The organism is Scandinavium tedordense, from assembly GCF_024764965.1.
In the GTDB taxonomy this organism is placed as follows: Bacteria; Pseudomonadota; Gammaproteobacteria; order Enterobacterales; family Enterobacteriaceae; genus Scandinavium; species Scandinavium tedordense.
This window is the reverse complement of sequence record NZ_JALIGG010000057.1, coordinates 434,963-448,116: the sequence shown is the minus strand read 5'-3', so window position 1 is coordinate 448,116 and position 13,154 is coordinate 434,963. Positions and strand designations below refer to the sequence as shown.

General features: G+C 53.6%; 10 protein-coding genes. 5 read left to right on the top strand and 5 right to left on the bottom strand.

The genetic code is table 11. The features are described from left to right. The first annotated feature begins 4 nt into the window (after positions 1–4). Entirely contained in the window at positions 5–2,371 is a 2,367-nt protein-coding gene (locus MUU46_RS18020) for a glycoside hydrolase family 31 protein (protein WP_258966223.1), read from the top strand. A 144-nt stretch (positions 2,372–2,515) separates the two neighbouring features. Next, positions 2,516–2,758, top strand: a complete 243-nt coding sequence (locus MUU46_RS18015; protein ID WP_258966222.1) for a hypothetical protein — start codon at positions 2,516–2,518, stop codon at positions 2,756–2,758. Between the two features lie 146 nt (positions 2,759–2,904). Here MUU46_RS18015 and MUU46_RS18010 read toward each other — a convergent pair whose 3' ends face one another. Then, positions 2,905–3,219 carry a hypothetical protein gene (locus MUU46_RS18010; RefSeq protein WP_258966221.1) on the bottom strand — a complete coding sequence of 105 codons (315 nt, stop codon included), beginning with the start codon at positions 3,217–3,219 and terminating at the stop codon, positions 2,905–2,907. Positions 3,220–3,395: 176 nt separating this feature from the next. Beyond that, positions 3,396–4,991: an ABC-F family ATPase gene (locus MUU46_RS18005; RefSeq protein WP_159754040.1), complete on the bottom strand. Its 1,596-nt coding sequence runs from the start codon at positions 4,989–4,991 to the stop codon at positions 3,396–3,398. A gap of 230 nt (positions 4,992–5,221) precedes the next feature. Between MUU46_RS18005 and ldtB the strand changes: the two genes are divergently transcribed. After that, positions 5,222–6,142: a L,D-transpeptidase gene (gene ldtB / locus MUU46_RS18000; RefSeq protein ID WP_258966220.1), complete on the top strand. Its 921-nt coding sequence runs from the start codon at positions 5,222–5,224 to the stop codon at positions 6,140–6,142. Between the two features lie 67 nt (positions 6,143–6,209). Here the strand turns inward: ldtB and MUU46_RS17995 are convergent, their stop codons facing one another. The 3 genes from MUU46_RS17995 to MUU46_RS17985 all read right to left on the bottom strand — a co-directional run bounded on the left by MUU46_RS17995 (position 6,210) and on the right by MUU46_RS17985 (position 9,707). Beyond that, a complete protein-coding gene (locus tag MUU46_RS17995) occupies positions 6,210–6,923 on the bottom strand; it encodes a GntR family transcriptional regulator (protein WP_159754046.1) in 714 nt (237 codons plus the stop codon). Positions 6,924–6,925: 2 nt separating this feature from the next. Further along, entirely contained in the window at positions 6,926–8,254 is a 1,329-nt protein-coding gene (locus tag MUU46_RS17990; RefSeq protein ID WP_159754048.1) for a PTS sugar transporter subunit IIC, read from the bottom strand. A gap of 79 nt (positions 8,255–8,333) precedes the next feature. Beyond that, positions 8,334–9,707, bottom strand: a complete 1,374-nt coding sequence (locus MUU46_RS17985; RefSeq protein ID WP_159754051.1) for a glycoside hydrolase family 1 protein — start codon at positions 9,705–9,707, stop codon at positions 8,334–8,336. Positions 9,708–10,088: 381 nt separating this feature from the next. Between MUU46_RS17985 and MUU46_RS17980 the strand changes: the two genes are divergently transcribed. After that, on the top strand, positions 10,089–11,777 hold the full coding sequence (locus MUU46_RS17980) for an arylsulfatase (RefSeq protein WP_258966219.1): 1,689 nt from the start codon (positions 10,089–10,091) through the stop codon (positions 11,775–11,777). A gap of 53 nt (positions 11,778–11,830) precedes the next feature. Further along, complete coding sequence (locus MUU46_RS17975) at positions 11,831–13,108, top strand: anaerobic sulfatase maturase (protein ID WP_159754057.1); 1,278 nt, start codon at positions 11,831–11,833, stop codon at positions 13,106–13,108. The last annotated feature ends 46 nt before the right edge of the window (positions 13,109–13,154 follow it).

The window sequence follows — 13,154 nt, the reverse complement described above, 5'->3', positions numbered from 1 at the left end:
TATTATGAAAACGCTTAAACACTGGACATTTGAAAAACAATCCGCCCATCACGTTGAACTGACCGTTGATGGTCAGCACACCCTGTGCCTGTACATGCTGGAAGAAAATCTGTTCCGCGTGCTGCTCAAACGTCAGGGTAAACTGGCCCTCGATAAAACCTGGAGCATTGCGCCTGACCAGGACGTGCCGTGGGAAGGCCGCTCCCGTGACGATATTTCCGGGTTCAGCCTGCCATCGTGGACACTCGATAAGCAGACCGACAAACTGACCATCAGCACCTCACAGCTGCGTGTTACGGTTCATCAGCCGCTGTGGCTCGAGTGGCACTACCGCAATGACGCGGGCGAATGGCAGTATCTGACCGGCGACCGCCCGACCAGCGCCTATCTGGTGAATGCCCATGGCGACGGCGTGGCCCACTATCTGAAACGTCAGAAAGACGAGCGTTTCTACGGCCTCGGCGAAAAAGCGGGTGATTTACAGCGTACCGGCAAACGTTTTGAAATGCGTAACCTCGATGCGATGGGCTATAACGCTGCCAGCACCGACCCGCTGTACAAACACATCCCGTTCACCATCACCCGCCGTGATGATGTGAGCGTCGGCCTGTTCTATGACAACCTGAGCAGCAGCTGGCTTGACCTCGGTAACGAGCTCGACAACTATCACACCGCCTACCGCCGCTGGCAGGCGGAAGCAGGTGATATCGACTATTACCTGTTCACCGGCAAACGCGTGCTGGATATCACCAAAGCCTTCGTGCGCCTGACCGGGAAAACGCTGTTTGGCCCGAAATGGAGCCTGGGCTACAGCGGCTCAACCATGCATTACACCGATGCGCCGGACGCGCAAAACCAGCTGATGAACTTTATTCGCCTGTGCGACGAACACGCCATTCCGTGCGATTCTTTCCAGCTGTCGTCCGGCTACACCTCAATTAACGGCAAGCGCTACGTGTTCAACTGGAACAACGACAAGGTGCCACAGCCGAAAGTGATGAGCCAGGCGTTCCACGACGCGGGCCTCAAGCTGGCGGCCAACATTAAGCCGTGCCTGTTGCAGGATCATCCGCGCTATAACGAAGTGGCGGAGAAAGGGTTGTTCGTGCGTGATTCCGATGCGAATGCGCCAGAACGTTCGGTGTTCTGGGACGACGAAGGCTCGCATCTCGATTTCACCAACCCGGCGACTGTCGCCTGGTGGCAGGCAGGTGTGACCAGCCAATTGTTGGAAATGGGCATCGACTCGACCTGGAATGATAACAACGAATACGAAGTGTGGGATGGCGAAGCCCGCTGCCACGGCTTCGGGAAGGAAATCGCTATCAAGCACGTGCGTCCGGTGATGCCGCTGCTGATGATGCGTGCCTCAATGGAAGCGCAGCAGCGGTTCGCGCCAGAAAAACGTCCGTACCTGATATCCCGTTCCGGCTGCGCCGGGATGCAGCGCTACGTGCAAACCTGGAGCGGCGACAATCGCACCAACTGGCAGACGCTGCGCTACAACACCCGAATGGGCGTGGGCATGAGCCTATCCGGCCTGTATAACGTCGGTCACGATGTTGGTGGGTTCTCGGGCGATAAGCCAGACGCTGAGCTGTTCGTGCGCTGGGTGCAAAACGGCGTGATGCATCCTCGCTTTACCATTCACTCGTGGAATGACGACCAGACCGTAAACGAACCGTGGATGTATCCGGGCATCACCCCGGCCATTCGCAGCGCGATTGAGCTGCGTTACCTTCTGCTGCCGTACCTCTACACCCTTCTGTGGCAAGCACACGCCGACGACGAGCCAATGCTGCGCCCGACCTTCCTCGATCACGAACACGATGCGCAGACCTTTGAAGAGTGCGATGACTTTATGCTGGGCCGCGACCTGCTGGTTGCCAGCGTTGTTGAAGAAGGTCAGCGTCAGCGTGCACTCTGGCTGCCTGACAACGAAACCGGTTGGTACGATTTCTACACCGGCGAGTGGTTCTCCGGCGGTCAGCAGATTACCGTCGATGCGCCGCTGGAAAAACTGCCGCTCCTGGTGCGCGCGGGTGCAGGTTTACCACTGAGCGATCGCATTAAACACGTTAAGCCAGAAACCGACACCCGTCGCGAGCTGAAACTGTTCCCACTGAAAGGTGTGGGTCGCGATCGCGGTATGTTGTTTGAAGATGATGGTGAAACCTGGGGTTATAAAGAGGGCAATGCGCTGTGGCTGGAGTGGGAAATGGCATGCTCCGCCAGCGCCATCAATTTGACGTTCAATCCACGCGGGGATTTCCGCCCGGCATGGAAAGCCTTGCAGGTGACGTTACCTGCGGGCGAAAAACGTCAGCTACTGATTAACGGCGAAGCCGCCAGCGAGTGGTGTCTGATGTAATCTTTGCGAGGCGCTCTCAACCGGGAGCGGCTGAGTAAAGCATGTCCAGCTGTAACAAAGTACGCCACGGGTGTAATCGCTCGTGGCGTTTTTTATGCGCCGGTTATAACGTAAGAGTGCCCTTCCCCTAGCGGAATTCACACAATGAAAGTACTGGCTGCTGTTGTTGTTGCATTGACTCTCTGTTCCACCAGCGCGATGGCATTTCAGGAGAAACCTTCGCCTGAAATCGCCGCGGCGTCGGGTACGACGAAACCCACGGCCATCAGCCGTTTTTCTGGCGATGATAACGACGGTACGATTATCCAGGCTTACGGCCCGGGAACCTTCACCAGCGCGCCGACCACCCGCAACGGTTATCCCGTTCCTGTACCTCATCATCATTAAATTCGTTCTCAATACCCTGCCAAGGCAGGGTATTTTACTTTCACACCGCAGCAATCAGAAAACCTATCAGCACACAGTACAGCGTCAAATTCAGCAGGGTCAGAACGATAATCATCGCAGTGCCTCTCCGGTCAGGTCGCCCGGTTTTAATTGTTAACCATCATCAGGCGAATAAAAGCCAGTACGGCGACGCAACAGATAATCCAGTCACGAATGCCGGTCAGGAGCACTACCCGCTGCTGAGAGTTGGCCTGCGCACTCCGTCGACGGCTGTGCGACAGACATTCCTGGATGACATCGTTGCGGGTGATATTGCGCAGCACTTTGTTGCCGATAACCTGCTCCTGTTCATCCTTGTCGGTCACGCTTATCGTCACATAGTAAACCTGCGCAGTTTCCCGCACGTGGTAACGATAGAGGGTTGTTTCGGCCCCGCTTGTGTAAAACGAAAACTCTCTCATAGCCCCTCCAGCAACTGAAAATTCAGCCGCTATTTCTCCATATAATTGTGCAGAAATGATGGCGAGATTGTGGGTTCGGAGAGTTGTTGTCGAAAGGTTGATAAAAGTGAACGGTGCGTAGTGTCGAAAAAGGGAGGAAAATACCCCGGCGACAGGCGCGCCGGGGTGATTAATGCTTAGTCGTCGATACCTTTGCTGCGCAGGTAATCTTCGTAGTTGCCGCTGAAATCAATCACGCGCTCTGGCGTAATTTCGATAACGCGGGTTGCCAGTGAAGAGACGAACTCACGGTCATGGGAAACGAAAATCAGGGTGCCCTGATACATTTCCAGCGCCATGTTCAGTGATTCAATGGATTCCATATCCAGGTGGTTGGTGGGTTCATCCATCACCAGAATGTTAGGTTTTTCCATCATCAGCTTACCGAACAGCATACGACCCTTCTCACCACCGGAGAGCACTTTCGCCGGTTTTTTGATGTCGTCCTGGCTGAACAGCAAACGGCCAAGGAAGCTGCGTACAACCTGCTCGTCGTCGCCTTCTTGCTTCCACTGGCTCATCCAGTCGAACACGCTGAGATCGTTTTCGAACTCGTATTCGTGATCCTGGGCGTAGTAACCAATTTTAGCGTTTTCAGACCACTTCACGGTCCCGCTTTCCGGCGTTAAATCACCGACCAGGGTTTTCAGCAGGGTAGATTTACCCACGCCGTTGGTCCCGAGGATAGCCAGCTTCTCGCCAACTTCCATCAGCAGATTGAGGTTTTTGAACAGCGGGCCGCTATCGAAGCCTTTGGTCAGGTTTTCCACTACCAGTGCGTTACGGAACAGTTTCTTGTCCTGCTCGAAGCGCATGAACGGGTTCTGACGGCTTGATGCTTTCACTTCGTCCAGCTTGATTTTATCAATCTGGCGGGCACGAGAGGTTGCCTGACGAGATTTGGAGGCGTTAGCACTGAAGCGGCTTACGAAAGATTGCAAGTCAGCAATCTGTGCCTTTTTCTTGGCGTTGTCAGACAGCAAACGCTCACGCGCCTGGGTAGCGGCAGTCATGTACTCATCGTAGTTGCCCGAGTAAACGCGCAGCTCGCCGTAGTCCAGATCCGCCATGTGCGTACAGACCATGTTCAGGAAGTGACGGTCGTGCGAGATAATGATCATGGTGCTGTTGCGTTCGTTGAGCACGCTTTCCAGCCAGCGAATGGTGTCGATGTCCAGGTTGTTCGTCGGTTCATCGAGCAGCAGAATGTCTGGGTTTGCGAACAGCGCCTGTGCCAGTAACACACGCAGCTTCCAGCCTGGTGCGACTTCGCTCATCGGGCCGTAATGCTGTTCCAGTGGAATGCCCACACCGAGAAGCAGTTCACCGGCGCGGGACTCTGCGGTGTAGCCGTCCATTTCGCCGTAGGTGACTTCGAGGTCTGCCACTTTATAACCGTCTTCTTCGGTCATTTCAGCGAGACCGTAAATACGATCGCGTTCCTGCTTCACTTCCCACAGCTCGGCGTGACCCATAATAACGGTATCAAGCACGGTGAACTCTTCGAAGGCGAACTGATCCTGACGCAGCTTACCGATGCGTTCGTTTGGATCGAGAGAAACGTTGCCGAGGGTCGGATCTAAGTCGCCCCCCAAAATTTTCATGAAGGTGGATTTACCGCTTCCGTTAGCGCCAATCAGGCCGTAACGGTTGCCGCCGCCAAATTTGACGGAGATGTTTTCAAATAGCGGCTTACTGCCGAACTGCATGGTGACGTTGCTGGTAACTAACACGGGCGTATCCTAAAAGATGTGACTAACGGCCTATTTTGCCACAATTGGGAATAAAAATCGCCTTGCTCGTGCAGGCGCTATAAACTGGCAGCATTAAGCCAGATGGTGAAAAAAATGTGATTTCGTCCACATCTGATTTCCCTGCGGCGTGGAATGCACATATAATGCGCTCCCATTAAGGGTTCCATTTCTCTAACAACAGCCTGCGTGGCACCGATAATTCGTATAAAATGAAAATGAAAATATCTACGCTTTTCGCGGCAGCTCTTGCCGTTATGGGCTTTTGCAATACTGCATCTGCTGTGACTTATCCTCTGCCAACCGACGGTAGCCGTCTGATTGGTCAGAACCAGGTAATCACAATCCCTGATGAGAACAAACAGCCGCTCGAGTATTTCGCAGCGCAGTATCAGATGGGTCTGTCCAACATGACCGAAGCCAACCCGGGTATTGACGTGTATCTGCCGAAAGGCGGTAGCGTGTTGAATATTCCGCAACAGCTGATCCTGCCAGATACCCCGCATGAAGGCATCGTTATCAACAGTGCGGAAATGCGCCTGTATTACTACCCGGCGGGTACAAATACAGTGATCGTTCTGCCAATCGGTATCGGTCAGCTGGGTAAAGATACGCCGATCAACTGGGTCACTAAAGTTGAACGTAAGAAAGCGGGTCCTACCTGGACGCCGACTGCAAAAATGCATGCTGAATACGCTGAAGCCGGTAACCCGCTGCCAGCCGTTGTGCCTGCTGGTCCGGACAACCCTATGGGTCTGTACGCGCTGTATATCGGCCGTCTGTACGCTATTCACGGGACTAACGCCAACTTCGGTATCGGTCTGCGCGTGAGCCACGGCTGTGTGCGCCTGCGTAACGACGACATCAAATTCCTGTTCCAGAACGTGCCAGTCGGTACGCGCGTACAGTTTATTGATGAGCCCGTTAAAGCGACCACTGAACCAGACGGTAGCCGCTACATTGAAGTTCACAACCCGCTTTCAACCACCGATGCGCAGTTTAACGGCGGAGAAATCGTACCTATTACGCTGAACAAATCAGTTCAAACGGTAACGGGTCAGGCGGATGTGGATACCAACGTGGCAGACCAGGCCGTACAGGATCGTTCCGGGATGCCAGTTCGTCTGAACTGATAACCTGATAAAGAACACAAAAAAGGCGGATTGAAAAATCCGCCTTTTTTTATGATGGCTGTTTTGATTAACCGTTATTCACAATCACAATCCCACCGTGATCGTAGCGGTAATGGCAATGGGCATACTCCAGCGGCGTGCCGTCTTCCAGATAAATGACCTGCTCGACTTCCAGCACCGGGTCACCCGCTTCGCAGATTAGATGCTGCTGCTCCAGTTCGCCCGGTTTGATGGCGCGCACCACGCGATACGACCCCATAATCTTTAACCCGAGCGTTTCGACATACTGAAACACTGAGCTTTCCAGATGGCCTTTATTCAGCCCGGGTACCAGATTCACCGGCATGACTGTCGCATCCAATGACATCGGATCGCCATTCAGCAAACGCAAACGGACAAAATCGTAGACTGGCGCATCGGCGTTAATCAGCAGCGATGACTGCTCTTTTTCGTTAGGAAAACGCAGGTCGAACCGCACGACCTGACTGCTGACCGTGCCCAGATGCTCCCAGGTTTTGGTCGCACCAAAATAGTCGGTACCGGGCAAATCCCACTGTGAAAGCTGAAGGAAATTCTTGCGCACAAAAGTGCCCTGCCCCTGACGCGTGTAAATCAGCCCTTCGACGATCAGCTGGCGAATCGCCTGCTGGATAGTCATGCGGCTGGTTTGAAACTCAGCCGCAAGTGCAAATTGATCGGGCAACGGTGAGCTGGCGGGATAGCGCTGGCTGATAATCCGCTTCTTAATTTCCCGCGCGATAGTAAGATATTTCGCCGCCATTGTTACGCATCCTGGTCATTTATCCCATTGTTTCTTAAGGCCACTCGCTCTGAAATCTTGAGGAAAGGCAGGTAGAAGAATACACCAAAGACGATGATTATCAACTGAACCACGACCGCCCTCCAGTCCCCTGCCGTCGCCAGCCAGGCGCTGAGTACCGGCGGTGTTGTCCAGGGGATCATCACCACACAACGAGACATTAATCCGAGCGTGGTACAGACCCAGGCGAAGAAAATACCGATGGCGGGCAGAAGAACAAACGGGATCATCAGCGGCACATTGAACACAATCGGCAGACCGAAAATCACCGGCTCGTTGATGTTAAACAGGCCCGGGGTTATCGCCAGCCGTGCCACCTGCTTCGACGCTTTCTGACGCGAGAACAGGAAGATGGCAATCAGCAGCGAAATGGTGCTGCCGGTTCCGCCCACCATGCCGAAGGTCGGCACGAAAATGTTGTTAATGATGTGCGGTATAGGCTGCCCTGCGGCATACGCCAGCATGTTCTCGTTGGTGTTAATCAGCAGGAACGGCTCCAGCACCACGCTGTTCACCACCGACTGATGAATCCCTAGCGTGAACAGGAAGTTACCGAAACTGTAGATAAAAAGAGTACCCGGCAGGCTGGTGTTGATCAACCGCAGCGGCTGCTGGATCAGCGTCGTTATCAGATGTATCAGGTCAGTGTGTAGCAGATTGCTCAGTAGTGCTGCGAATACCGCAAATAGCGAAAGCGTGATAATCGTCGGCAGCAGGGATGAAAAAGACTGGCTTACCGCAGGCGGCACGTTATCACCGAGATTGATTTCCAGCCGCTTAAACTGCGCAATGCGGATAAAAATCTCCGTCGACAGCAGGCCGATAATGACCCCGGCGAAAATCCCGGTGGAACCGATGTTGGCGAAGGTCAAAATCGACGTCAGGCTCACCGCCACTTTGCCACCAACCGGCACCATATCGACCTGCATCGGCATCATAATAATGAAACTGCACAGCGCAATGACGACGGCCGAAACCGGGTTACCAAAGTTTTTGTTACGCGCCAGCGACCACGCAATCATTGGCGCGATGAGCAGCGCGGCAATGTTTAGCGTGCCGTTGATAATCGCCTCCCCCCAGACCTTGAAGCGTACTAACGTTTCGCCTTCAAAAATCCACGGGAACACCACGTTGTTCACCAGCACAGCAAGCCCTGCCAGAATAAATATTGGCATGACACCGGCAAATGCGTCGCGCAACGAGCGCAGGTGAACCTGGTTCGCGATGCGCGCCGAAAACTCCACGAAGCGATCGGTAAAAGACTGCATATTGGATGTAACGTTATCAGACATTTGCAGAGACCTTTTCTTCACTCACTCGTATCCCCGCCAACGATCACGCTGACGGGGAGAAACCCGGCTGGCCCTGAGATTACATCTCTTCGCCGTTGCTGCGGATCGCCTGTTTCAACCATGCGTAGCTTTTCTTCGGCACGCGTTTCAAGTCTTTCAGATCGTGGTTATCGCGGTTGACGTACACCACGCCGTAGCGCTTACGCATGTCGCCCTGCGAGCTCAGAATGTCAATAAGCCCCCAGCCGAGATAGCCAATCACCTCTGCTCCATCCTCAAAAATCGCCTCTTTCATGGCGTTGATGTGGTCGCGGTGATAGGCGATGCGGTAGTCATCGGCGATAAGATTCTCGCCATCCCAGGATTCGATGACGCCAATACCGTTTTCAATCGGGAACACCGGCATCCGCCAGTCGTTGTAATAACGGGTGATGATGCTGCGGAAGCCGAGCGGGTCGATTTGCCAGTTCCATTCGGTGGCTTTCAGATACGGGTTATTTTTATCGCCGTACTTCAGGTAATAGTTAACGTCGGTGCCTTCCGGGATCAGATCGGTATCCAGCGTGCGGCTGGCGTAATAGCTGAACGCCATGTAGTCGTTTTTGTTGCGGGCAATCAGCGCTAAATCCTCTTCGCGATAGATATCGTCAAAGCCTTCGCGCTTCACTACCGCCATCACTTCCGGACTGTAACCTTCACCTGCGTACACGCGCAGCAGGTTCTGGTTCAGGAATTCGTCATACTGCTGCGCACAGAAAATATCGCGCGGTTTGCAGGTCGCCGGGTAGATAAGCTGGTGCGCCAGCATGCCGCCCATCAGTTTACCGGGCTTGGTTTCGTGCAGATACTGCGTCAGCTGCACATGTGCCACCATCGTGTGATGCTGAATTTCGTACAGCTCACGCAGGGTTTCTTCTCCGCGCAGATAGCCCGAAATACGGAACGCGATCGGCATGTGGAAAATGTTCTGCTCGTTGAAGGTCAGCCAGTACTTCACCTTGTCACCGTAACAGTCGATCATCTTTTGCCCGTAGCGCACGAACGCATCCATCACGCGGCGGTCGTTAAAGCCGTTGTACTCTTCGGCCAGGGCCAACGGCATGTCGAAGTGATAGAGGCAAATCATTGGCTCGATGCCGCGAGCAATCAGACCGTCGATGAAACGGTGATAAAACGCGATCCCTTCTTCGTTAAACGCGCCGTCACCGGTTGGGCATACGCGGCTCCAGGCAATCTGGAAACGGTAGCAGTTCATGCCCAAATCCTGCATTAAATCAAAATCTTCCTCAAAGCGATGATACGAGTCGGTGGCCACTTTCCAGTCGGACGCAAACTCACTCGGCTCACGAATGTCATACACCGATTTGCCTTTACCGCCCTCGTTCCATGCCCCTTCGGTCTGCATGCTGGAAACCGAGTTACCCCACAAAAAATCTTTCGGCAGTTTGTTCATTGTCGCTCTCCGCTTATATGACTAGTCATTTAAATTTCATGACTAGTCATATAGAACTAAATGACAAATCAGGCAAAAGGCTTGTGTTGTTTTTGTGAGCAGATTCGAAAAGATAGTATTGTCACGCTGGCGTTATTGCCTGTTTATCAACACTTCCTCAATGAACTGATATTTGTCCACGGCGTAAATCGACTTCAGGCTCTACGCTTGCTTCATGGCGAAGAAAACAAAAAATTACAAATAACTCACAGTAATTTTACACAACTGTACTTCACTTCAATGGGGGCACTGGCCTCATGGCTCGCTCGAGCGCCTTGGGTCTCGACAACCACCGCACTACGACCACCAACGCTGTTCAACAATTAGCAGAGGAACTATCTGATGAGAAAAAGCTGGAAAGGTGTTGGCGTCCTGGCGTTTGCCGCCGGTTCGCTAATCCGCACCGGAGGTGCAGTGGCGGAAGACCCAACGAATACGGCTGCTCCGCCCCCCGACAATAAGAAACCCAATATCATCCTGATTGTTTCGGATGATACGGGCTACGGCGATTTGGGGGTTTATGGCGGTGGCCCAGGCCGCGGCATGCCGACTCCGAATCTCGATCGCCTGGCGGATGAAGGAATGACCTTCTTCGATTTTTACGGTCAGCCCAGTTGTACTCCAGGCAGGGCCGCCATGCAGACAGGTCGTATCCCGAACCGCAGCGGGATGACGACCGTGGCCTTCCAGGGTCAGGGCGGCGGCCTGCCGAAAGAGGAGTGGACGCTGGCCTCGGTGCTGAAAACCGGAGGCTATAAAACCTTCTTCACCGGTAAATGGCATTTGGGTGAAGCGGATTATGCGCTGCCTAACGCCCAGGGCTATGACGAAATGCGTTACGTCGGTCTCTATCACCTGAACGCCTATACCTATGCCGATCCGAAGTGGTTCCCGGATATGGACCCGAAACTACGTGAGATGTTCGCGCGTGTCACCCGTGGTGCCCTGTCGGGTAAAGCCGGTGAAGCGCCACATGAAGATTTCAAAATCAACGGTCAGTATGTCAACACTCCGGTTATCGACGGTAAAGAAGGTGTGGTGGGTATACCGTTCTACGATCGCTATGTGGAAAAAGCCGCGATCGACTATCTCGATGCCAACAGCAAATCCAGTGAGCCGTTCTTCATGAGCATTAACTTCATGAAGAACCACCAACCGAACATGCCGGATCCTGACTACATCGGCAAATCGTTGTCTAAAAGTAAGTACGCCGATTCGATGGTGGAAATGGACGCCCGCGTCGGACATATCATGGATAAGATTCGCGAACTGGGTCTCGACAAAAACACCCTCGTGGTCTGGACCACCGATAACGGCGCCTGGCAGGATGTTTATCCTGATGCCGGGTATACGCCGTTCCGTGGCACCAAAGGAACCGATCGGGAGGGCGGCAGTCGCGTGCCCGCCATCGCCTGGTGGCCGGGTAAAATCAAAGATCACAGCCGCAACTACGACATCGTCGGCGGCCTCGATTTGATGGCAACGTTCGCCTCTGTGGCAGACATCAAATTGCCAACGGAGGATCGCGCTGGCAAACCGATGATTTTCGACAGCTATGACATCTCACCAGTGCTACTCGGAACCGGGAAAGATCCGCGCAACAGCTGGTTCTACTTTACCGAAGATGAGCTGTCCCCTGGGGCCGTTCGCGTTGGCAACTATAAGGCACAGTTCAACCTCCGTGGAGACGATGGCGTCAAAACAGGCGGGCTGGCGGTTGATTCTAACCTCGGCTGGAAAGGGCCATCGTCCTATGTTGCCACCGTGCCACAGATCTTCGACCTCTGGCAGGATCCGCAAGAGCGCTACGATATCTTTATGAACAACTACACCGAGCATACCTGGACGCTGGTGACCTTTAATGAGGCAATCAAGAACCTGATGCAGACCTACATTAAATATCCACCGCGTAAAAACCAGAGTGAGGGATACAGCGGCCCGATCACCTTGAGCCAATATGAACGCGTGCAGGGCGTTCGCGAGCAACTGGAAAAACAGGGCTTCCAGATAGCCCTGCCGACCGGTAACTAACGGCATCACCGGCCTCGTTTCGGGGCCGGACTTCTCATTTTTAAGGCCAGACTATGAAAGAGAGCACCTCCCTGCCGCTGACTCCGCTGGTAAATGCCGGACGCTATTTGCCGCCATTAAAACGCCGTTACCATGTGATGGCCAAACCGTCTGGTTCCACCTGTAACCTCGACTGTAGCTACTGTTTTTATCTGCACAAAGAGCAGCTCCTGCACCAGGATCGCGACAAAGGGATGAGCGATGAGGTGCTGGAAAACTTTATTCGACAGTACATCGCCACCCAGGACGGCGAAGAGATTGTTTTCTCCTGGCAAGGCGGCGAACCGACATTGATGGGGCTCGATTTCTTTCGCAAAGTGGTGGAGTTACAAAAGAAATACCAGCCAAAACATCAACGCATTGAAAACGATCTACAGACGAATGGCTTTCTGATTAACGATGAGTGGGCGCAATTTCTCAAAGAGCATCGCTTTCTGGTGGGCGTTTCGATTGATGGTCCGCGGGAACTGCACGACCGTTATCGTGTCACCCGCAGCGGGAAACCCACTTTCGACCGCGTGATGCGTGGTATCGAAACGCTGAAACGCCACGGGGTGTCGTTCAATACTCTGGTGGTCATCAACCGCGTCAATGCCCGCTTCCCGAAGGAGGTGTATCACTTTCTGACCGAGACCGTGGGTTCGACCTATATCCAGTTTATTCCCTGCGTGGAACCCGTGGAATTTAAGCATACCGCACCACAGTTCTGGCGCGATGACACTATTCCGATCACCGGCACGCGCCGGGCGCACCCTGGCGATCTGGACTCGATTGTCACCGACTGGTCAGTCGATCCGGACGACTGGGGTAGCTTCCTGATTGGCGCTTTTGAGGAGTGGGTGAATCACGATCTTGGCCGGGTACAGGTCAACGTATTTGAAACGGCTGTGGTGCAGACCATGGGACTGCCAGCACAGCTGTGCGTCACCGCCGAATTTTGCGGGAAAGCACTGGCGATGGAGAAAAATGGCGACGTTTTCTCTTGCGATCACTATGTCTATCCGGAGTATAAGCTCGGCAACATCCACCGGCAGTCGCTGGCACAAATGGTATTTTCTGAACGCCAGCAGGCGTTTGGCATGGGCAAGAAAAATACCCTGCCTGAATATTGTAAAACCTGCCCACATCTCAAACTTTGCTGGGGTGAATGCCCAAAAAATCGCATCGTCCGCGCTCCCGATGGAGAAACCGGACTCAACTATCTCTGCCCTGGGCTGAAGGCATTTTTCAGCACCGCGAAACCAACGCTGGAAAAAATTGCGGCCATGATTCAGGCCTCTCCCCCGCTATAAAAAAACCGGGTGGCCCCCTGGCCTACCCGGTTTTTATCCACGCCCC